General features: G+C 73.8%; 18 protein-coding genes. 2 read left to right on the plus strand and 16 right to left on the minus strand.

Annotated features, from left to right (window positions below):
- Positions 1 to 15: 15 nt before the first annotated feature.
- Positions 16 to 1,428: a ricin-type beta-trefoil lectin domain protein gene (locus tag AB0442_RS23835; RefSeq protein ID WP_366165172.1), complete on the minus strand. Its 1,413-nt coding sequence runs from the start codon at positions 1,426 to 1,428 to the stop codon at positions 16 to 18.
- Positions 1,429 to 1,861: 433 nt separating this feature from the next.
- Here AB0442_RS23835 and AB0442_RS23840 point away from each other — a divergent pair, with 433 nt between their 5' ends.
- A complete protein-coding gene (locus AB0442_RS23840) occupies positions 1,862 to 4,240 on the plus strand; it encodes a SpoIIE family protein phosphatase (RefSeq protein WP_366165174.1) in 2,379 nt (792 codons plus the stop codon).
- A 23-nt stretch (positions 4,241 to 4,263) separates the two neighbouring features.
- On the opposite strand, the gene AB0442_RS23845 is transcribed toward AB0442_RS23840, so the two are convergent.
- From AB0442_RS23845 to AB0442_RS23855, 3 genes are read right to left on the minus strand one after another with little or no spacing between them, the layout of a single operon-like run.
- Positions 4,264 to 5,001, minus strand: a complete 738-nt coding sequence (locus AB0442_RS23845; protein WP_366165175.1) for a succinate dehydrogenase/fumarate reductase iron-sulfur subunit — start codon at positions 4,999 to 5,001, stop codon at positions 4,264 to 4,266.
- Positions 4,998 to 6,944, minus strand: a complete 1,947-nt coding sequence (locus tag AB0442_RS23850) for a fumarate reductase/succinate dehydrogenase flavoprotein subunit (protein WP_366165177.1) — start codon at positions 6,942 to 6,944, stop codon at positions 4,998 to 5,000. The genes AB0442_RS23845 and AB0442_RS23850 overlap by 4 nt, the downstream gene beginning before the upstream one ends.
- Positions 6,941 to 7,645 carry a succinate dehydrogenase cytochrome b subunit gene (locus tag AB0442_RS23855; RefSeq protein ID WP_366165179.1) on the minus strand — a complete coding sequence of 235 codons (705 nt, stop codon included), beginning with the start codon at positions 7,643 to 7,645 and terminating at the stop codon, positions 6,941 to 6,943. Before AB0442_RS23855 ends, AB0442_RS23850 begins: the two co-directional genes overlap by 4 nt.
- A gap of 215 nt (positions 7,646 to 7,860) precedes the next feature.
- Here AB0442_RS23855 and AB0442_RS23860 point away from each other — a divergent pair, with 215 nt between their 5' ends.
- Positions 7,861 to 8,787, plus strand: a complete 927-nt coding sequence (locus AB0442_RS23860; RefSeq protein ID WP_366165181.1) for a LysR substrate-binding domain-containing protein — start codon at positions 7,861 to 7,863, stop codon at positions 8,785 to 8,787.
- 16 nt (positions 8,788 to 8,803) lie between these two features.
- On the opposite strand, the gene hypE is transcribed toward AB0442_RS23860, so the two are convergent.
- The 12 genes from hypE to AB0442_RS23920 form a co-directional block, all read right to left on the minus strand.
- Positions 8,804 to 9,877: a hydrogenase expression/formation protein HypE gene (hypE, locus tag AB0442_RS23865; RefSeq protein ID WP_366165182.1), complete on the minus strand. Its 1,074-nt coding sequence runs from the start codon at positions 9,875 to 9,877 to the stop codon at positions 8,804 to 8,806.
- Complete coding sequence (gene hypD, locus AB0442_RS23870) at positions 9,870 to 11,003, minus strand: hydrogenase formation protein HypD (RefSeq protein WP_366165184.1); 1,134 nt, start codon at positions 11,001 to 11,003, stop codon at positions 9,870 to 9,872. Before hypD ends, hypE begins: the two co-directional genes overlap by 8 nt.
- On the minus strand, positions 11,000 to 11,290 hold the full coding sequence (locus AB0442_RS23875; protein WP_344624068.1) for a HypC/HybG/HupF family hydrogenase formation chaperone: 291 nt from the start codon (positions 11,288 to 11,290) through the stop codon (positions 11,000 to 11,002). Before AB0442_RS23875 ends, hypD begins: the two co-directional genes overlap by 4 nt.
- A gap of 47 nt (positions 11,291 to 11,337) precedes the next feature.
- Positions 11,338 to 13,659: a carbamoyltransferase HypF gene (hypF, locus tag AB0442_RS23880; RefSeq protein ID WP_366165186.1), complete on the minus strand. Its 2,322-nt coding sequence runs from the start codon at positions 13,657 to 13,659 to the stop codon at positions 11,338 to 11,340.
- Positions 13,656 to 14,498, minus strand: a complete 843-nt coding sequence (gene hypB / locus AB0442_RS23885; RefSeq protein WP_366165188.1) for a hydrogenase nickel incorporation protein HypB — start codon at positions 14,496 to 14,498, stop codon at positions 13,656 to 13,658. The genes hypF and hypB overlap by 4 nt, the downstream gene beginning before the upstream one ends.
- Positions 14,499 to 14,502: 4 nt before the next feature.
- On the minus strand, positions 14,503 to 14,877 hold the full coding sequence (locus AB0442_RS23890) for a hydrogenase maturation nickel metallochaperone HypA (protein ID WP_366165190.1): 375 nt from the start codon (positions 14,875 to 14,877) through the stop codon (positions 14,503 to 14,505).
- A gap of 218 nt (positions 14,878 to 15,095) precedes the next feature.
- Complete coding sequence (locus tag AB0442_RS23895; protein ID WP_366165191.1) at positions 15,096 to 15,677, minus strand: hydrogenase maturation protease; 582 nt, start codon at positions 15,675 to 15,677, stop codon at positions 15,096 to 15,098.
- On the minus strand, positions 15,674 to 17,065 hold the full coding sequence (locus AB0442_RS23900; RefSeq protein ID WP_366165193.1) for a hypothetical protein: 1,392 nt from the start codon (positions 17,063 to 17,065) through the stop codon (positions 15,674 to 15,676). Before AB0442_RS23900 ends, AB0442_RS23895 begins: the two co-directional genes overlap by 4 nt.
- Positions 17,062 to 17,751, minus strand: coding sequence for a DUF6084 family protein (locus AB0442_RS23905; protein WP_344624062.1), 690 nt, complete (start codon positions 17,749 to 17,751; stop codon positions 17,062 to 17,064). Before AB0442_RS23905 ends, AB0442_RS23900 begins: the two co-directional genes overlap by 4 nt.
- Positions 17,748 to 18,398: a DUF5947 family protein gene (locus tag AB0442_RS23910; RefSeq protein WP_366165194.1), complete on the minus strand. Its 651-nt coding sequence runs from the start codon at positions 18,396 to 18,398 to the stop codon at positions 17,748 to 17,750. The genes AB0442_RS23905 and AB0442_RS23910 overlap by 4 nt, the downstream gene beginning before the upstream one ends.
- Positions 18,395 to 18,910 carry a hypothetical protein gene (locus tag AB0442_RS23915; protein WP_366165196.1) on the minus strand — a complete coding sequence of 172 codons (516 nt, stop codon included), beginning with the start codon at positions 18,908 to 18,910 and terminating at the stop codon, positions 18,395 to 18,397. Before AB0442_RS23915 ends, AB0442_RS23910 begins: the two co-directional genes overlap by 4 nt.
- Positions 18,910 to 20,685 (minus strand): nickel-dependent hydrogenase large subunit, encoded by a 1,776-nt coding sequence (locus AB0442_RS23920; RefSeq protein WP_366165198.1) that lies wholly within the window; start codon positions 20,683 to 20,685, stop codon positions 18,910 to 18,912. Before AB0442_RS23920 ends, AB0442_RS23915 begins: the two co-directional genes overlap by 1 nt.
- Between the last annotated feature and the right edge of the window lie 152 nt (positions 20,686 to 20,837).

The following is a 20,837-nucleotide window of genomic DNA, read 5'->3' on the forward strand; positions in this document are numbered from 1 at the left end:
GGTCGGGTCGCGGCATCAGGCCGGCAGGGTCCACTGCTGGTTGGCGCCGGCGAAGCAGTCCCAGATCTGCAGCCGGGTGCCGTTGGCGGAGCTGGGCCCGGTGGCGTCCAGGCAGCGGCCGGAGGCGGGGTTCACCAGGGTCTTGTCGGCGCGGGCCTGCCACTGCTGGGCGCCGGTGCCGTTGCAGTCGTAGAGCTGCACCTGGGAGCCGTTCGCGGTGCCGGCGGCGGTGACGTCCATGCACTTGCCGAGCGCGCGGACGGTGCCGTCGGTGCCGACCGTCCAGGTCTGCGCGGCCGTGCCGTTGCAGTCGTACAGCTGGACCGCGGTGCCGTTGGCGCTGTTCGCCGCGGCCACGTCCACGCACTTGCCGCCGTAGCCGGTGATCCGGCCGGTGGGCGGCGGGGTGGTGCCGCCGGTCAGCGCGTCGAAGGTCCTGGTGAACTGGTACGCGGACTGCGGGGTGCCGCTGCACGAGTCGGAGAGCGTGCCGTTGGCGGCGCAGGCCTTGTCGCGGCCGATCGCCCAGAAGGCGAGCTGCTGGATGCCGTGCGAGGCGGCGAAGGACTCCAGTGTCGAGGCGTTGCCGGTGGTGAAGACCTCGGCGGTGGTGTCGTTGACCCCGATCATCGGGGTGTTGCCCTCCATCGCCCACAGCTGGTCGGAGGTCTTGCCCGTCCAGATCTGGCCGAGCTGGGTGTGCAGGCCGTTCGCGGCGTTGATCGCGGCCTGCCCCATGTCCATGGCCGGGCCGTAGTCCATGGTCATGATGTTGACCATGTTGACGTCCAGGCCGCGGCTCTTGGCGTTGTTCAGCAGGCTGATCGAGTTGGACTCCAGGCCGGACGGGCTGACCGGCAGCGTGTAGTTGACGGCGAGCCGCTTGCCGGCCGCCGCGTACTGCTGCTGGAGGGCTGCCAGTGCCTGGTTGCGGCGGTCGTTGGCGGCGGTGTCGTTCAGCGCGGAGCCCTCGATGTCGAGGTCGATCCGGGTCAGGTTCAGGGTGTCGACGACCCGCTTGTACTGGGCCTGCAGCGCGGAGACGCTGGTGCAGGCCTGGCCCAGCTCGGTGCCGGCGGCGCCGCCGAACGAGGCGATCACGTCGCCGCCGGCCGAGCGGAGGCCGTTGATCGCGCTCTGCCAGGAGGCGTCGGCTATGTCGGTGTTGCCGTTGAAGGTGGCGGTGCAGCTCCCGTTGCTGATCACGAAGGCGAGCGTGAAGTACTTGAGGCCGGTGGCGTTGCGCACGTCGGTCATCACCGAGGGCGAGTTCCAGGTCTCCAGGTAGGGAGCGGCGAAGTGGGCCGGGAAGCCCGGGCCGGGGTCGGCCGCGGCGGCGGCCGGCGAGCCGCCGGCGATCAGCAGGGCGGCGGCCGTCGCGGGCAGCGCGACCGCGGTCGCCACGGTACGGGCAAGGGTGCGGATCAAGGCTGTCTCCTCCTGCCCGGGCACGGTGCGCCGGGCGTGGTGGGGGTGAGGATCAGGGACCTTTGCGTTCACGAAGTGAACATGGTGCAGCCGTCGGCGACCCGGGCGGCAGGATCGACCGGCCGCCGGGCCGCAGGCTGCGGTGGTGCACGCGGATCTCCTTGCGATCCGTCAAAGTCCTTCCACAGCACCCGCCTGGCGTCATGTCACCAGTTCGTCCCGGGCGAGGTGGGCGGCACGGAAGTCCCGACGAATTGGTCTGGACCCTTTTTCAGAACGTGAAGTTAGGGCCGTTGAACCAGCCGCGTCAACCCCCGTGCGTACAGGACCCGAAGGCAGAACCTCCGGTCACCCTCCGTGTCCCGGGGCGCCGACACCAGGGGACCGGTGGAGTATGAGGGAGGGAGGAGACCACCGGACGGGGTGAGACGAGATGGAAGACCGCCGCTTCCCGTTCCTCGACGGCGTCGCCGGAGCGCTCGTCGACGGCAGCGGCACGATCGTCGGCTGCACCAGCGCCGCCGAGGATCTCCTCGCCCTGCCCGCCCGCGCCCTGGTCGGCCGCGCCCTGCGCGACCTGCTCGCCGACCCGGACGCCTGGCGCGGCCCCGAGGAGTCCGGCCCCGGCGGCTGGGACGGCCGGGTCACCGTCCGCACCGGCGACGGCCGCCCGCTCAACCTGTACGTCCGCGTCCTCACCCTGCACGGCGACAACCCCCACGACCCCACCGCCACCCGGCAGGTCGTCCTCGGCGCCAAGTCCTCCACCGTCGCCCGATGGCGCCAGGACCAGGCCTTCACCCGCGAACTCTTCCTCCAGGACCGCTTCGGCCTCGCCGTCTTCGACACCGACCTGCAGATCGTCCGCACCAACACCCACCTGCTGCCCTACTCCGGCGTGCCGCCGACCCTCAGCGGCCTCAAGCTCGCCGACTTCCTCCAGCCCCAGGACGCCGTCGCCCTGGAGGCCCACCTGCGCGAGGTCCTGGAGACCGGCCGCCCGCTGGTTCTCGCCGAAGGCCTCGCCCGCACCGTCGTCGACCCCCGCAGCGGCCGGATGATGGCCATCTCCGCCTTCCGGCTGCAGGACTCCGACGGCGTCGTCATCGGCCTCACCGTGCTCTTCACCGACATCACCGAACAGCACCGCTCCCGGCAGCGCCTCGCCCTGCTGCACCGGGTGACCGCCGCGGCCGGCGGCTCGCTCTCCGTCACCGGCACCGCCGAGGGCCTCGCCAAGGCGATCGTCCCCGACTTCGCCGACGTCGCCGTGGTCGACATCGCCGCCGCCGTCTTCACCGGCGACGAACCCGTCCCCGACCCCACCGGACGCCTGGTGCTGCGCCGCACCGCCGTCGCCGGGCCGTCCGAGTCCGCGCCCGCCACCGGCGACACCGTGCACGTGAAGGCCGACGGCACCGCGGACCGCGCGAGCGCCGCCGAACCCGCCCACGACTGGGAGATCACCGCCCCGCTCGCCGCCCGCGGCATCCTGCTCGGCCAGGTCGCCGTCCGCCGTGACCGCTGGAAGGACCGCTACGAGGACGGCGACCGGCTACTGCTCGCCGAGATCGCCGCCCGCGCCGCCCTGGCCGTCGACAACGCCCGCCGCTACACCCGCGAGCACCGAGCCGCGGTCGGGCTCCAGCGCAGCCTGCTGCCGCCCGCCGTCCGCACCGTCGCCGCCGTCTCCACCGCCAGCGTCTACCTGCCCACCGACAGCGCCGGCGGCGTCGGCGGCGACTGGTTCGACGTCATCCCGCTCTCCTCCGCCCGGGTCGCGCTGGTCGTCGGCGACGTCGCCGGGCACGGATTGCAGGCCACCGCCACCATGGGCCGGCTGCGCACCGCCGTCCGCACCCTCGCCGACCTCGACCTCGAACCCGACGAACTACTCGTCCACCTCGACGACCTGGTCTCCCAGCTGCTCTTCGAGGGCGACTTCACCGGCGAGGCCGAGGAGGGCGACACCGCCGAACCGGTGGACACCGCCCCCGCCGGGCGACGGTACCGTCCCGACCCCGGCTCCGTCGGCGCGACCTGCCTGTACGCCGTCTACGACCCGGTCACCCGGGCCTGCACCATCGCCAGCGCCGGCCACCCGCCGCCTGCCGTCGCCGGCCCCGACGGCACCGTCCACTTCCTGCCCGTCACCCCCGGCCCGCCGCTCGGCGTCGGGGGACTGCCCTTCGAAGCCACCGAGGCCGTCCTCGACGAGGGCAGCGTCCTCGCCCTCTACACCGACGGCCTGATCGAACGCGGCGAGGGCGACATCGACGAGGGCATGGCCGAGATCCAGCGGCGGCTGGCCGCCGTCGCCCGGCAGGACCGCCCGCTGCGCGAGGCCGCGCTGCAACTCGTCGCCGGACTGCCGCCCACCCGGCTGCGCGACGACGTCACCCTGCTGCTCGCCCGCACCCGCGCCGTCCCCGCCGGATCCACCGCCGCCTGGACGGTCGACCCCGACCCCGCCGCGGTCGCCAAGGTCCGCGCCGACGCCACCGCCCGGCTCGCCGACTGGGGCCTGGACGACCTCGCCTTCACCACCGAACTCGTCCTCAGCGAACTGGTCACCAACGCCATCCGCTACGCCGGCGGGCCGGTCGGCGTCCGCCTGATCCGCGCCGACACCCTGACCTGCGAGGTCTCCGACGGCAGCAGCACCCAGCCCCGGATGCGCCGCGCCCGTCTCACCGACGAGGGCGGCCGCGGCCTCTACCTCGTCGCCCAGCTCACCGACCGCTGGGGCAGCCGCTACACCGCCGCCGGCAAGACCATCTGGACCGAACAGGAACTCCCGACCGACCCCTGACGGGGCAGCCGGTCAGGTATCCCTCACTTGAGACTGCTCCGCAGGAACTCCCTGTTCAGTGCCGAGATCGCCGACAGCGGGATCCCCTTCGGGCAGGCCGTCGCGCACTCGCCGGTGTTGGTGCAGCCGCCGAACTCCTCGGCGTCCATCGCGCCGACCATCCCCCGCACCCGGCTCGACCGCTCCGGCGCACCCTGCGGCAGCAGGTTCAGGTGCACCACCTTCGCCGCCGTGAACAGCATCGCCGACCCGTTCGGACACGCCGCCACGCACGCCCCGCAGCCGATGCAGGCGGCGTGCTCGAAGGCCGCGTCCGCCGCCTCCTTGGGGACGGGCGTGGCGTGCGCCTCCGGTGCGCTGCCGGTCGGTGCGGTGATGTAGCCGCCCGCGCCGATCACCCGGTCGAGTGCGGAGCGGTCCACCACCAGGTCCTTGACCACCGGGAAGGCCGCGGCCCGCCACGGCTCCACGTCGACGGTGGCGCCGTCCTCGAAGTGCCGCATGTGCAGCTGGCAGGTGGTGGTCGGCTGCGGCCCGTGCGCCTGCCCGTCGATGACCATGCCGCAGGCGCCGCAGATGCCCTCGCGGCAGTCGTGGTCGAAGGCCACCGGCTCCTCGCCGCGCAGCACCAGGGTCTCGTTGAGGGTGTCGAGCATCTCCAGGAAGGACATGTCGGGGCTGATGTCGCCGACCCGGTAGGTGCTGAACCCGCCGGGGTCGTCGGGGCCGGCCTGACGCCAGATCCGCAGGGTGAGGTTCATGCGTAGCTCCGCTGGGTGGGGTGGACGTGCTCGAAGGAGAGGTGCTCGCGGTGGAGTACGGGGGCGCGGCCGGTGCCGGTGAACTCCCAGGCGGCGGCGTACGAGAAGGCCTCGTCGTCGCGGAGCGCCTCGCCCTGTTCGGTGCGGCTCTCCTCGCGGAAGTGGCCGCCGCAGGACTCGGTGCGGTGCAGCGCGTCCAGGCACATGAGTTCGGCGAGCTCCAGGTGGTCGGCGACCCGGTTCGCCTTCTCCAACTGCTGGTTGAGGCTCTCCCCGGTGCCGGGGACGGTGACCCGGCGCCAGAACTCCTCGCGCAGTTCGGGGATCCGGGCGAGCGCCCGGCGCAGCCCGGCGTCGTTGCGGGCCATCCCGCACTCGTCCCACATGATCCGGCCGAGTTCGCGGTGGAAGGACTCCGGGGTGCGGTCGCCGCGGACGGCCAGCAGCCGGTCCAGCCGCTGCACCACCTCCTGGCGCACGCCCTCGACCTGCGGGTCGCCCGGGTGGACCGGCTCCGAACCCTGCCGTGCCAGGTAGTCGTTGAGGGCGGGCGGCAGCACGAAGTAGCCGTCGGCGAGTCCCTGCATGAGGGCGCTCGCACCGAGCCGGTTGGCGCCGTGGTCCGAGAAGTTGGCCTCGCCGATCGCGAAAAGCCCGGGGACGGTGGTCTGCAGGTCGTAGTCCACCCACAGGCCGCCCATGGTGTAGTGCACCGCCGGGTAGATCCGCATCGGCACCCGGTACGGGTCCTCCGCGGTGATCCGCTCGTACATCTCGAAGAGGTTGCCGTAGCGCGCGGAGACGGTGTCCCGGCCCAGCCGGGCGATCGCGTCGGCGAAGTCGAGGTACACGCCCTGCCCGCCGGGACCGACGCCGCGGCCCTCGTCGCAGACCGCCTTGGCGGCGCGGGAGGCGATGTCGCGCGGCACCAGGTTGCCGAAGGACGGGTACATCCGCTCCAGGTAGTAGTCCCGCTCGGCCTCGGGGATCTCCGCAGGCGGGCGGGTGTCCCCGGCCGCCTTCGGCACCCAGATCCGGCCGTCGTTGCGCAGCGACTCGCTCATCAGGGTGAGCTTCGACTGGTGGTCGCCGGAGCGCGGGATGCAGGTCGGGTGGATCTGCGTGAAGCACGGGTTGCCGAACCACGCGCCGCGCCGGTGCGCCCGCCAGACGGCGGTGGCGTTGGAGTTCTTGGCGTTGGTCGACAGGTGGAAGACGTTGCCGTACCCGCCGCTCGCCAGCACCACCGCGTCCGCCAGGTGGGTGGACACCTCCCCGGTGACCAGGTCCCGGGCGACGATGCCGCGGGCCCGGCCGTCGACGACGACCAGGTCGAGCATCTCGGTCCGCGGGTGCATCTCCACCCCGCCGGCCGCGATCTGGCGCGACAGCGCCTGGTAGGCGCCGAGCAGCAGTTGCTGGCCGGTCTGCCCGCGGGCGTAGAAGGTGCGCTGCACCTGGACGCCGCCGAACGAGCGGGTGTCCAGCAGCCCGCCGTACTCCCGGGCGAACGGCACGCCCTGCGCCACGCACTGGTCGATGATCTCCACCGAGATCTGCGCCAGCCGGTGCACGTTGGACTCCCGCGCCCGGAAGTCGCCGCCCTTGACGGTGTCGTAGAACAGCCGCCGCACGCTGTCACCGTCGTTGCGGTAGTTCTTCGCCGCGTTGATGCCGCCCTGCGCGGCGATCGAGTGCGCCCTGCGCGGGGAGTCCTGGAAGCAGAACTGCACCACCCGGTATCCCTGTTCGGCGAGGGTCGCGCCGGCCGCGCCGCCGGCCAGGCCGGTGCCGACCACGATCACGGTGTGCCGGCGGCGGTTCGCCGGGTTCACCAGCTTCGCCTCGAACCGCCGCTGGTCCCAGCGCTGTTCGATCGGCCCGGCGGGTGCCTTGGTGTCGGCGACCGGCGCGCCGAGGGCGTAGTCGAGGTACGGGGTCACTTCACCGCTCCGATCATCACGGCCACCGGCACGGCGAGGAAGCCGGCCGTCAGCACCAGCGCCAGCACGTTCGCGGTCGCCTTCAACACCCGGTCCCGGCGCGCGTTGTTGACGCCCAGGGTCTGTGCGGCGCTCCAGAAGCCGTGCCGCACGTGCAGCCCGACCGCGAGCATCGCGACGACGTAGATCCCGCCGCCGTACCAGGTCGAGAAGGACGCGACCACGTTCTGGTACGGGTGGCCCTCCTCCGCCCGCGGGTTCACGGTCAGCGTGGTCAGGTCGAGGATGTGCCAGACGATGAACAGCGCCAGGATCACCCCGCCCCAGCGCATCGTCCGCGTCGCGTAGCTGGACCGGGCCCGGCGCCGCGCGTACTTCTGCGGGCGTGCCGCGAGGTCGCGCCGGCTCAGCTGGTACGCGGCGACGCCGTGCGCCACCACCGAGACCAGCAGCACCACCCGGGCGATCCACAGGAACCAGGCGTGCCCGAGGAAGGGCTGCCCGATCGTGCGCAGCCACGCGGCGTAGCCGTTGAGGTCGTCCGGCCCGAAGAAGATCTTCAGATTGCCGAGCATGTGGGCCACCAGGTACAGCAGCATCACCGCGCCGGAGGCGGCCATCACCGCCTTCTTGCCGATCGTCGAACCCCACAGCGCCGCCAGGGCGTGCCGCGGCCGACGCGTTCCAGTCGCCAGAGCCATGCGCTCCACGCTAGGAACAGCCCCTACCTCACGTCCAAGACATGAAAAGGCTCGTCGCCATAGGATATGGCTATGAACAATAGGGGCGCGGGGAACTGCGCAGTCCGGGGGTGGCTCACCGTGCAAATCCGGGCCGACCCCTGATTCGCGCAGCGACCCGCATCCCAATTGCGCAGTTCCCCGCGCCCCTGACGTCTCACCCCTAGGCAAGCACCTTGCAACTCCAGCAGCTCCGCTACTTCACCGCCGTCGCCGAGCTCGGCAACTTCACCCGGGCCGCCGAGCGGCTGCACGTCGCGCAGCCCTCGCTCTCCCAGCAGATCAAGGCGCTGGAGCGGGAGTTGGGTGCCGAGCTGCTGCACCGCAGTCGCGGCGCCACCACCCCCACGGACGCCGGTGAGGCGCTGCTGCCGCTGGCCCGCCGCATCCTCGCCGACACCGACAGCGCCCGGCTCGCCGTCCAGGAGACGGTGCAGCTGCGCCGCGGCCGGGTCCGCCTCGGTGCGCCGCCGAGTCTGTGCGTGAGTCTGCTGCCGGACGTGCTCGGTGCCTTCCGTGTCCGCTTCCCCGGTGTCGACCTGCAGGTCAGCGAGGGCGGCTCGGGCGACCTGGTCGCGGCCCTGGGCGCCGGCGAGCTGGACCTCGCCCTGATCGTCTCGCCCAGCCCCGGCGGCGTCCTGCCGGGCCTGGAGATCACCCCGCTGCTGCACGAGGACCTGGTCCTGGTGTCCGCCGAGCCGCTGCCCGAACAAGCCGTCCCGGTGGGGGAGTTGCGGGACCGCCCGCTGGTGATGTTCCGGACGGGCTACGCGCTGCGCGACGCCACCCTGGCGGCCTGCCGGGAGGCCGGTTTCGAGCCCCGGTTCGCCGTTGAGGGCGGCGAGATGGACGCCGTGCTCGGCTTCGTCCGGGCCGGCCTCGGCCCGGCCGTGGTGCCCGCCATGGTCGCCGCCCGTTCCGGCCTGCCGACCACCCGGTTCACCGGCGCCGGTCTCGGCCGGACGATCTCGCTCGCCCACGGCCGGGACATCCCGCTCGGCCGGGCCGCCGACCGGATGCGCGCCACCGTCGCCGAACGGCTGGCCGCACAGGCACGGCGCGGCGAGCTGCCGGAGGGTACCCGGCTGCTCGCCGCGCCGTGAAGGGCGGCGGTGGTGCTCAGCAGATCCGCGGCAGCTGCTCGCCGACCGGCAGGTCGACCACCCGGGTGCCGCCGAGCGCGGTCCGGGCCACCACCATGCCGGGGTGGTCGATGACGCACTCGCCGATCACCGCCGCGCCCGCACCGTACGGGTGCGCCCGCATCGCCTCCAGGACGGCGTCCGCGTGCTGCCGCGGCACGAAGGCGACGAGCTTGCCCTCGTTGGCGACGTACAGCGGGTCGAGGCCGAGGATCGCGCAGGCGTTGGCGACCTCCGGCGGCACCGGGATGCTCCGCTCCTGGACGACCACGCCGACCCCGGCGGCCGCGGCGATCTCGTTGAGCGAGGCGCCGAGGCCCCCGCGGGTGGGGTCGCGCAGCACGTGCAGGTCGGGGGTGACGGCGAGCATCGCCTGCACCAGCCCGCCGAGCGGGGCGCAGTCGCTCTGCACGTCCACGCCGAACTCCAGGCCCTCGCGCACGCTCATCACGGCGACGCCGTGCAGCCCGATCGGCCCGCTGAGGATCACCACGTCGCCGGGTTCGGCACGCTGCGGCCGCAGGTCGACCCCGGCCGGGATCAGTCCGATGCCCGCGGTGTTGAGGTAGATCCCGTCGCCGCGGCCTGCCTCGACGACCTTGGTGTCGCCGGTGGCCACCTCGACCCCGGCGGCCCGCGCGGCCGCGCCGAGCGCCTGCGCGACCCGGGCCACCTGGGCCGTCTCGACGCCCTCCTCCAGGATGAACCCGCAGGACAGGTAGGCGGCCGTGGCGCCGCTCATCGCCAGGTCGTTGACGGTGCCGTTGACGGCCAGGTCGCCGATGCTGCCGCCGGGGAAGAACAGCGGCCGCACCACGTAGGAGTCGGTGGAGAAGGCGAGCCGCACCCCGCCGAGGGTGACGGCGGCGGAGTCGCCGAGCGCGGCGAGCACCGGGCCGCCGAAGGCGGGCGCGAAGACGTGCTCGACGAGTTCGGCGGAGAGCGCCCCGCCGCCGCCGTGGCCCATCACCACCCGCGGGTGGTCGCGCAGCGGCAGCGGGCAGCTCCAGTTGGAGAAGTCGGGGGCGGCGAGGGTGTCGGTGTCAGGCAACGGGGCTCGCCTCCAGCGGGGCGGCGGGTGCGGCGGGCGCACCCAGGCGGCGGTACAGGTAGTAGGCGGCGCAGGCGCCCTCGCTGGAGACCATGGTCGCGCCCAGCGGGTTGCGCGGTGTGCAGACGGTGCCGAAGGCCTCGCACTCGTGCGGCTTGAGCAGCCCCTGCAGCACCTCGCCGGCCCGGCAGGCGGCCGGCTCGCAGGTGTTGACGTCGCCGACGTCGAAGCGGTGCTCGGCGTCGAACTCGCGGTAGCGGGACGAGAGCCGCCAGCCGCTCTGCGGGATGGTGCCGATGCCGCGCCAGGCGCGGTCGGTGGTCTCGAAGACGTCGGCGAGCATCGCCTGCGCCGCCGGGTTGCCCTCGTTGCGCACCGCCCGCGGGTAGGCGTTGTCCACGGTGTGCTCGCCGCGCTCCAGTTGGCGCACGGTGCGGCGGATGCCCTCCAGGATGTCCAGCGGCTCGAAGCCGGTGACCACGATCGGCACCTCGAACCGCTCGGCGAGCTCCGGGTACTCGGCGGTGCCCATCACCGAGCAGACGTGCCCGGCGGCGAGGAAGCCCTGCACCCGGCAGTCCGGCGACTGCATGATCGCCTCGATCGCCGGGGGCACCCGGACGTGCGAGACCAGCAGGCTGAAGTTGCGGATCCCGCGCTTCTTCGCCTGGTACACCGTCATGGCGTTGGGCGGGGCGGTGGTCTCGAAGCCGATCCCGAAGAACACCACCTGCTTGTCCGGGTTCTGCTCGGCGATCCGCAGTGCGTCCAGCGGGGAGTAGACCACCCGCACGTCGCCGCCCTCGCTGCGGACCCGGAACAGGTCCTTGTCCGTGCCCGGCACCCGCAGCATGTCGCCGAAGGAGCAGAAGACCACGTCCGGGCGGGAGGCGATCTCCAGCGCCTTGTCGATCACCTCCAGCGGGGTGACGCACACCGGACAGCCCGGCCCGTGGATCAACTCAACTCCCTCCGGCAGCAGTTGGTCGATGCCGTGCCGGATGATGGTGTGCGTCTGGCCGCCGCAGACCTCCATCAGCGCCCAGGGCCGGGTGACGGTGGCCCGGATGTCGTCGAGCAGCCGCCGGGCCAGCTCGGGGTTCTGGAACTCCTCCAGGTACTTCATTTGGTCTCCGCCTCCTTCGGGGCGCCCGCGGCCGCCTCCCACGGGTCGCCGAACTCCTCCTGCAGCAGCCCGAGTTCCTCGAACAGCTCAAGGGTCCGGCGGGCCGACTCCTCGTCCAGGCGCTGCAGCGCGAACCCGACGTGCACGATCGCGTACTCACCGACCGCGAGGTCGGGCAGGTACTCCAGGCACACGTCCTTCACCACGCCGCCGAAGTCCACGACGGCCATCCGGGTGCCGTCGCGCTCCTCGATCTCCATCACCCTGCCGGGCACCGCCAGGCACATCGGCTGCTCCCTCGTTCGTCCTCCGGGGGCGGGTGCGCCCCCGCCGTTCAGCTGCCGGTCCGGCCGGCCACCACGAGCTGGCCGAGCGCCAGACCGCCGTCGTTGGGCGGCACCAGCCGGTGCCGCAGTACGGTGAAGCCGGCCGCCCGCAGCCGCTGCAGGCACTCCTCGGTGAGCAGTGCGTTGCCGAACACCCCGCCGGTGAGCGCCGCCGTACCGAGTCCGGTCCGCTCCCGCGCCGCCAGGCACCACCGTTCCACCAGGGAGGCCACCGCACCGTGGAAGCGTCGGGCGACCACCGCGGCCGGCACGCCCGCCGTCAGGTCGGCGACCACCGCGGCCAGCACCGGGCCGGGATCGGCCACCGACACACCGTCCTCGTCCCGCATGCCGAAGGCGTACGGCTCGCCGGAGTCCTCGGCGGCCAGGGCGGCGGCCTCCAACTCCACGGCCGCCTGGGCCTCGTAGCCGGCCCGGTGGCAGACCCCGGCGAGCGAGGAGACGGCGTCGAACAGCCGCCCCATGCTGGAGGTCGGCACGCAGTTCAGGCCGCGAGCCAACTGCCGGCGTAGCACCGCGAGTTCGTCCGCGGGGCAGGCCGCGGTGCAGGGCAGTCCGGGCTCCCAGGGCAGGCCGGCCGCGTACAGGTGGGCGAGCGCCATCCGGTACGGGCGTTCCACCGCGGCGTCCCCGCCGGGCAGCGGCACGTGGCCGAGCCGGCCGAAGCGGTCGAAGCCGTCGTAGTCGGCGAGCAGCACCTCGCCGCCCCAGACCGTGCCGTCCTCGCCGTAGCCGGTGCCGTCGAAGGCGATGCCGATGACCCGCCCGGTGCCGTCCAGACCGTGCTCGGCCATCGCCGAGGCGATGTGCGCGTGGTGGTGCTGCACGGTGCGGACCTCGCGCCCGCGGGCCTGCCGCCGCGCCCACTGCGCGGAGCGGTAGCGCGGGTGCCGGTCGGCGGCCAGCAGCTCCGGGCGGACCCCGGTGACGGCCGCCAACTGGGCCACCGCGCGGCCGAATCCGGCGAGGGTCGCCAGGTCGTCCATGTCGCCGACGTGCCCGGAGGGCCAGGCGGTGCGCCCCTCGGCCAGCGCGAAGGTGTTCTTGAGGTCCCCGCCGACCGCGAGCACCGGGCGGACGCCCACCGGCAGCGGCACCGGCAGCGGCGCGTAGCCGCGCGAGCGGCGCACCGGCAGCACCTCGCCGTCCACCACCCGCACCACCGAGTCGTCGCAGGGCACGTGGATCGGCCGGTCGTGCGCCAGCCAGCCGTCCACCAGCGGGGCGAGGCGGTCCAGCGCCTCGGCGTCGTCGGTGACGATCGGCTCGCCGGACAGGTTGCCGCTGGTCATCACCAGCACCCGCGGGCCGTCCGGGTCGCCGGGCAGGCCGAGCAGCAGCCGGTGCAGCGGGGTGTACGGCAGCATCACGCCGAGGTCGGGGCAGCGCGGGGCGACGTCCTCGGCGATCCCGGGGGCACCGGACCGGCGGCGCAGCAGCACGATCGGCCGGGCGGCGGACTCCAGGGCGGCCCGTTCGGCCTCCCCGACCCGGGCCAGCGCGGCCGCCTCGGCGGCCGAGGAGGCCATCACGGCGAAGGGCTTGTCGCCGCGGCGCTTGCGCCGCCGCAGTTCGGCCACCGCGGCGGCACTGCCCGCGTCGCAGACCAGGTGGTAGCCGCCGAGGCCCTTGACGGCGAGCACCGCGCCCTCGGCGAGCAGCCGGCGGGCGTCCTCCAATGCGGCCGCTCCGCGCAGCCCGGCCCGCCCGGGCACGGTGAGCGAGAGCTCGGGCCCGCAAGCGTGGCAGCAGATCGGCTGGGCGTGGAAGCGCCGGTCGGACGGGTCGGTGTACTCGCGCTCGCAGTCCGTGCACATCGGGAAGCCGGCCATGGTGGTGGCGGCCCGGTCGTAGGGCAGTGCGGTGACGATGGTGAACCGCGGCCCGCAGTTGGTGCAGGTGATGAACGGGTGGCGGTGCCGCCGGTCGGCCGGGTCGGCGAGTTCGGCCAGGCAGTCGGCGCAGGTCGCGGTGTCCGGTGGGATCAGGGTGCGGCTGCCGCCGCCGCCCGTGGACGGCACGATGGCGAAGCCGTCCGCGCCGGTCGCCTCGATCGGCTCGTGCAGCACCGAGGCGACCCGGGCCAGCGGGGGCGCGTCGTCCGCGATCCGTCGGCAGAACGCCGCGACGGCGTCCGGCAGGCCCTCGACCTCGGCGAGCACGCCCTCGCCGGTGTTGGTGACGTGCCCGGCGAGCCGCAGCTCCGCGGCGAGCGAGTGCACGAACGGGCGGAAGCCCACGCCCTGGACGATCCCGCCGACCCGGACGAGCCGCCGTTCGACGGCGGCCGCCTGCGGTGCGGCGGTCACGAGGCGGCCGGCGGCAGCGCCGGTTCCCGGTGCGGGTGCCCGTGCCCGTGACCGTGGTCGTGCTCGTGACCGTGGTCGTGACCGGGCCCCGTCCCGGGCGCGTGGTCGTGGTCGGGCTGCGCGGCCGGCGGACCGTGATGGTGCCCGGCGCTCGGCACGCCCATCACCGGCCGGTGCACGGGAGCGCCCTCCAGCACGGCGGTGGCCCGGTCGAGCAGCAGCCCGACGCCCTGCCCGGTGCGCGCCGAGGTGAACAGCACCTCCACGCCCGGGTTGACCCGCTCGACGTGCGCGAGGAAGGCCCGCCGGTCGAAGTCCACGGCCGCGGCCAGGTCCGCCTTGGTCACCACCACGAGGTTCGCCAGCCCGAACGCCGTCGGGTACTTCAGCGGCTTGTCCTCGCCCTCGGTCACCGAGGCCAGCGCCACCCGCAGGCTCTCCCCGAGGTCGTACGAGGCCGGGCAGACCAGGTTGCCGACGTTCTCCACGAACAGCAGCCGGGTGTCCGCGGGCAGCCAGCCGTCCAGGTGGCGGGCCAGCATCACGGCCTCCAGGTGGCAGAGCCCGTCGGTCAGCACCTGCTTGACCGGGGCGCCCGAACGGGCTAGGCGCAGCGCGTCGTTCTCGGTGGCGAGGTCGGCGGTGAGCGCGGCGGCGGCCGTCCCGCGCTGCCCGGCGAGCACCAACTCGGCCTCCAGCAGGGCGGTCTTGCCGCTGCCGGGGCTGGAGAGCAGGTTCACCGCGACGGTGCCGCGGGCGGCGAGCGCCTCGCGCAGCTCCCGGGCGGCGTCCTCGTTGCGGGCCAGCACGGCCTGCTGGAGGTCGACAACTCGGCACATGGCGTCAGCCTTCCTGGTCGGCGTACGCCGGACGGTCCGCCCAGCGGACGCTGCGGATCTGCAGCTCCCGCCCGGTCAGCAGCTCGGTGGCCGCGCCGTCGCCGCAGCCGGGGCAGGTGAGTTCGGGCGGCATCCCGACCGCCCAGCCGGTGCCGCAGGCGCCGCACCGGGCCTGCGCCGGCACCGGTTCGGTGATCAGCTCGGCGCCCTCCAGGGCCGTTCCGGAGCAGGCGAGTTCGAAGCAGAAGTGCAGCGAGTCCGGGACCACGCCGGCCAGTTCGCCGACCTGCAGCAGCACCGACTCGACGCGGTCGGCCCCCTCGGGGACGGCCTGCACCACCTGGTCCACCACGGCCATGGCGATCGACATCTCGTGCATCGGCACCCCGCTTTGCGCCTGGAGGCGGTGACCGGACGGTCGGGCACCATTACAGGCCGCGGCCCCGGGGTGCGGGGTGCGCCGCGCCGTGGACGCGGCGCCCGCTACGCCATTCGCAGCACCGGCCCGCGGTCACATCTGCCGGATCTTCAGGTACCGCTTGAGGTCCGGCAGGCTCTGCACGAAGACCGCCACGGCGGCGGCGCTGAGCAGGACGATCAGGAACTTGCGCATGAGGGTGCCTCTCTGTCGGTGGTACGGCTTCGGTCGGACGGTGCGGCGGCGGCGCCCGGATCGGCGGGGCCGCCGTCCAGCAGCCGGAGGATCACGTCGACGGCCTCGTCGACGGCCGCGGCGACCGGGGCGCTGAGCCCCATGCCCTCCTCGACCGTCTCCGGCTCGCAGCCGACCACGAACACCTGCCGCGGCGGGCTGCCGCCGGTGCCGGCGGCGAGCGTGGCGAGCAGCGACAGCACCGCGTCCGGGCCCATCCGGTGGCCGTCCAGCGCGGGTGCCTGCGGTTCGACCGCCCCGGGTGCGGGCGCCTCCAGCAGGTACACCGTGCCGGGCGTGCCGCCGCGCTCGGTGGCGTCCACCAGGACGAGCGTGTCGTAGCCGTCCAGCAGTCGGTACGCGAGGTGCACGCCGCGCACCCCGATGTCGGCCGCCTCGACGCCCTCGGGCAGCTGCCGCCCGGCCAGCCGGCGGACGGCCTCGACGCCGAAGCCGTCGTCGCCGAGGAAGACGTTGCCGACCCCGGCGACCAGGACCCGGGGCGTCGGCCCGCTGCCGTCCGTCATGACTCCTCCACCGGGGCGAGTTCGTCGGGCTGGAAGTACAGGAAGCGGCCCTGGGCGCGCCACAGGTCGGCGCCCGGGTCGCCGTCGACGGTGACCGCGACGTGCACCGCGCCGTCCACGTCCTGCAGGACGGCCTCGACCAGGGCGGTGCGGCCCTGCAGGAAGAGGTCCTGGGCGTCGGTGCGGCGGCGGCCGGGGCGCAGCACCACCCGGTCGCCCGCGCCGACCGCCCGGCCGTCGATCTGCACCCGGTCGGTGGCCGGGTCCACCCCGGGGTCGCCGCCCGGGTCCCACCACGGCGTGTCCGGCCGGACCCCGGGGACGTCGGCCCCGGCGGGCGGACCGCCGGTCACCTCGCGCAGCGCCCGGACGGCGCCGTGCAGCCGCTCCATCACCTCCGGGGGCAGCGAGTCCGCCAGGTCGACGGCGGCGCCGGCCCGGTCGTCGGTGCCGCGCGCCTCGCGCTTCTCCTGCTCGGTCAGCGCGGAGGTGCGCAGCGCGAGGATCTCGTCGATCTCGGTGCCGTCGTACAGCGCACCGGGGCTCTCCGGGGCGACCTGCGGGTGGTCCTCCAGGATGATCGGCGAGGAGAGCACCACGTCGGCGCGGCCGTCGTCGCCGGCGAGCACCGGCCAGGTGCGCAGGTTCCGGCACTCGGCGACGGCGTCCTTCGCCCACTCGGGCGGGTCGGTCATCGAGACGAAGGAGCCGCTGTCCAGGCCGAGCAGCAGGTGCGCGGAGACCAGCGCGTGCGGCAGGGCCTGTTCGCGGCCGTCGCCGGGCCCGGCCGTCCAGGCGGTGGTGTTCTCCACCACGGCGCGCAGCCGGTAGGCGGCGTAGGGGCCGGGCAGCGGCTGCAGCCGGACCCGCAGCACCCCGTCGACCTGGGCGCAGCGGCGGACGGTGCGGCCGACGGTGCGCTCGCCGTCGCGGACGGACTCGATCTCGGTGCGGGCCGGGCAGTGGACGGGCACCAGGACCTCGCCGGCGAGCAGCTCCTCGACGGTGGCGGACATCTCCACGCGTTCCTCGGCGCCCTCGTCCCAGGCGGTGAGCACCCGGTCGGAGAGCTCCAGCGCCTCGGTGTCCTCGTGGCCGCCGTCCTCGCGCAGCCGCTGCACGGTGCGGCGCTGGACGCGCAGGAAGCGCAGTTCGGCCGTCAGGGTGGCGCCGCGGCGCGGCTCCACGAGCAGTTCGGTGTGCTGGTCCGGGTGCTCGCCGGCACCCTCGCCGTAGCCCGGCGGCACCAGGACGCCGAACTGCCAGCGCAGCCGGTTCTTCGCGGAGGACGCCCGGTACGGGTAGAGCACGTAGCCCTCGAACAGCACGGCGTCGGCGATCTGCCGGGCGCCGGCGAACCGCTCGGCGGCGGGGCGGACGGCGGTCATCGCGCACCCTCCCGGGCCAGGGCGGGCTCCTCGGCGGGTCCGCGGGCGGGGGCCGGCCCGTCGGCGGCCGCCAGCAGCGCGCGCACGGTGGCCTCCCAGGAGGGCAGGCCGTGCCGGGAGCGGTAGGCGAGCAGCTCGTCCATGGCGTCCTTGGGCAGCCGCAGCCAGCCGCAGCCGGGGAAGTGCTGCTCCATCATCTCCCGCCACACCCGCACCGGGAGCTTCACCCGTGTCTCCTTGTGCCAGGGCACGGGCTGCACGCCGAAGCCGTCCTCGCCGGTGAAGACCGTGCCGGAGAACAGCATCAGCAGCGGCACGTCGCCGTCCTCCAGCGAGGCGAGGTAGCGGGTCGCGGCGATGTCCAGGTCGTAGGTGCACGGCACGGGCAGCTCCACGTCGGTGCTGCCGGTGAAGCCCGGCACCAGCAGCGGGACCTGCGCGAACTGGACGGGGTTGAGGCTGGTGCCCCAGCGGGACCGTTCGCCGAACAGGTCGCCGAGCCGCTCGGCCTCGCCGTCGCCGTAGCCGCGCCGGGCCGGCTCGATGCGCAGTTGGCAGCGGAGCGCCAGGGCGTGCACCCGGGCGCCGGCGGAGCCGATCCGCAGCCGGAAGAGCAGGGTCGGCCCGGCGGCGTACCGGTCGCCCTGCACCCCGGTGCAGTCGAAGGTCAGGTCACAGGTCGTCACGCGGTGTCCTCGGTCAGGGGCCGGGCGAGGCCGGCGAGGCGGTCGAAGAAGCCCTCCAGCTCGGCGCGGGCGGTCTGGCCGCCGTCGAAGCCCTGCCAGTGCAGCCGCATCCGCCCGACCAGCTCGTAGCAGGCGTCGACCGGCACCAGGTGGCAGGTCGTCACGCCGCCCGCGCGGCGCAGCAGCAGCGCCTCGACGTCCGGTTCCAGCAGGGCCGCGAGCCGGGTGCGGTCGAGCACGGTCTGCCAGGTGCTCGGGTCGAGCTCGCTCTCGGCGGGGCCGGCGGGGCTGGGGTAGAGCGCGACCAGCCGGTCCAGTGCGGAGTTGCGGAGGAAGAAGACGGTGGAGACCGGGATCTGCAGCGCCTCCCAGTCCGCGTCGTCCACGCCGTGCGCCGGGTCGACCAGGTAGCGGCGGGGCACGCCGCGGTAGCGGCCGCCGGCCGCCCCCGGGCGGTCGAAGAGCATGGCGCACGCCGGGCAGGCGCAGGCCAGCGCGCGCTGTGCGGTGTCGGCGAGGTGCCGGTGCTCGGGTGCCAGCGCGGTGCCGCAGAAGGCGCAGCGCTCCGGACGGGGCGCCGCGGGTGCGAGCAGCCGGCGCAGCACCGCGGCGCCCGCGCCCGGGGCGTCGGTCGGGGACGTGGTCATCCGGCGTCCGCCCCCACCGGCGGCCGGCGGCCGATCTGCAGCAGCGCGGGCTGCGGGGCCGCCTTCTCCAGCCGGACGTCCGTCACCTCGGGCGCGTAGCAGGCGAACGCCGTCTCCAGGTCGCGCCGCAGCGCCTCCTCGCCGCCGCAGCCGCAGCCGCCGGGGGCGGTGCGCAGCCGGACCGACCCGGCCTCCGCGGCGTACCCGATCAGCTCGGCCGGGCGGCCCGGCAGCGAGCGCAGCGCCCGCCGGATCCGCTGCTGGACGCTCTCCGGGTGGAGTTCGTGCAGCACCAGCAGCCCGGAGACCACCTGGTCGTCGAGCAGGGCGGCGGGCAGCGGGACCGTCCCGTCCGCGCCGAGCAGGGCGACGATCCGGGCGAGGCCCTCGCCGTAGAACGCCATCAGCTCGCGGACGAGGTCCTCGGCCGCGGCGACGGCCGCCCCGTCCGCCTCGCCGGCCAGCCGGTCCAGGACCTCCTGGACCCGCCGGCCGGCCGTCTCCGCGGTCATCAGGCCAGTCCGCTCAGGCCGGTGGGGACGTGCATCTTCTGCACCGTGCGGCCGTCGCCGACGTACATGTGCACGCCGCAGGGCAGGCACGGGTCGAAGCTGCGCACGGCCCGCATGATGTCGATGCCCTTGAAGTTCTCCGGGGAGTTCTCCTCGAAGATCGGCGTGTTCTGCACCGCGTCCTCGTACGGGCCGGGGGTGCCGTAGCTGTCGCGGACGCTGGCGTTCCACGGGGTCGGCGGGTACGGGTGGTAGTTGGCGATCTTGCCGTCGCGGATCACCATGTGGTGCGAGAGGACGCCGCGGACGGCCTCGGTGAAGCCGCAGCCGATCGACTCGTCCGGCACCTCGAACTTCTCCCAGGTCTGGGTGCGTCCGGCGCGGACCTCCTCCAGCGCCTTCTCGGCGAAGTGCAGGGCGCAGGCGGCGGCGTAGGCCTGGAAGTAGGTGCGGGCGCGGTTGCGCTCCAGCGCGTTGGACCACTGCGGGATCTTCCACTCGAAGGTGGTCTCCGGCTTGGTCATGGTCTTCGGCAGGTTGATGACGACGCTGTGGCCGGTGGCCTTCACGTAGCCGATGTCGACCAGGCCGGAGAGCGCGGTGGACCACAGGCGGGCGATCGGGCCGCCGCCGGTGTCCAGGGCGAGGTGGTCCTTGCCGTCGAACCAGCGCGGCGACATGACCCAGCTGTACTTGTCGTCGAAGTCGCGCTTCTGCGGCTGGGGGATGGTGTGCTGGTTCCACGGGTGCCGCGGGTCGACCGGGTTGCCGAGCGGGTCGTGGGTGACGAAGAGCTCCTGCCCCTCCCAGTCCTGGTAGTAGGAGCTGCCGAGCAGGATCCGGATGCCCAGGTTGATCTGGGTGAGGTCGTTGGTGACGAGCTTCCCGTCGACGACCACGCCCGGGGTGACGAACATCCGCCGGCCCCAGTCCGTCATGTTGCGGTACGTGAAGTCGCAGTGGTCCGGGTCGTTGAGGCTGCCCCAGCAGCCGAGCAGGATGCGGCGGCGGCCGACCTCCTCGTAGCCGGGCAGGGCCTCGTAGAAGAAGTCGAAGAGGTCGTCGTGGAGCGGGACGACGCGCTTCATGAACTCCACGTAGCGCGTCAGCCGGCTGAGGTAGTCGGTGAAGAGCTGCACGCTGGCGACCGTGCCGACGCCGCCCGGGTAGAGCGTGGAGGGGTGCACGTGGCGGCCCTCCATCAGGCAGAACATCTCCCGGGTGTAGCGGCTGACCTGCAGCGCCTCGCGGTAGAACTCGCCCTCGATGGGGTTGAGCGAGCGCATGATGTCGGCGATCGTCCTGTACCCGTGCTCGGCGGCGTGCGGCGCCTCGGTGCGTTCGGCGCGCTCCAGCACGCCCGGGTTGGTCTCGCGGACCATCTTCTCGCAGTAGTCGACCCCGACCAGGTTCTCCTGGAAGATGTTGTGGTCGAACATGTACTCGGCGGCCTCGCCGAGGTTGATGATCCACTCGCCCAGGTGCGGGGGCTTCACCCCGTACGCCATGTTCTGCGTGTAGACCGAACAGGTGGCGTGGTTGTCGCCGCAGATGCCGCAGATCCGGCTGGTGATGAAGTGCGCGTCGCGCGGGTCCTTGCCGCGCATGAAGACGCTGTAGCCGCGGAAGACCGACGAGGTGCTGTAGCACTCCGCGACCTTCTTCTGTTTGAAATCGATCTTCGTGTGGATGCCCAGGCTGCCCACGATCCGGGTGATCGGGTCCCAGGACATCTCCATCAGGCCGTCGCCGGTCGGCTTCGCTGTCGTCGCCATCGGGAGTGTGTGCCCTTCGTCGTTGCGTCGGGGGGACGGGCGGACGCCGCGGGGCGCCCGCCCCCCGCGGGCCGGGGCGGGGGGGAGGCGGGGCGGCGGGCGCTAGGCGGACGGAGGAGGGGGGGGATACTGTTTTATTTTAAGAGTGGTTA

The organism is Kitasatospora sp. NPDC085895 (assembly GCF_040702125.1).
Taxonomy (GTDB): Bacteria; Actinomycetota; Actinomycetes; order Streptomycetales; family Streptomycetaceae; genus Kitasatospora; species Kitasatospora arboriphila.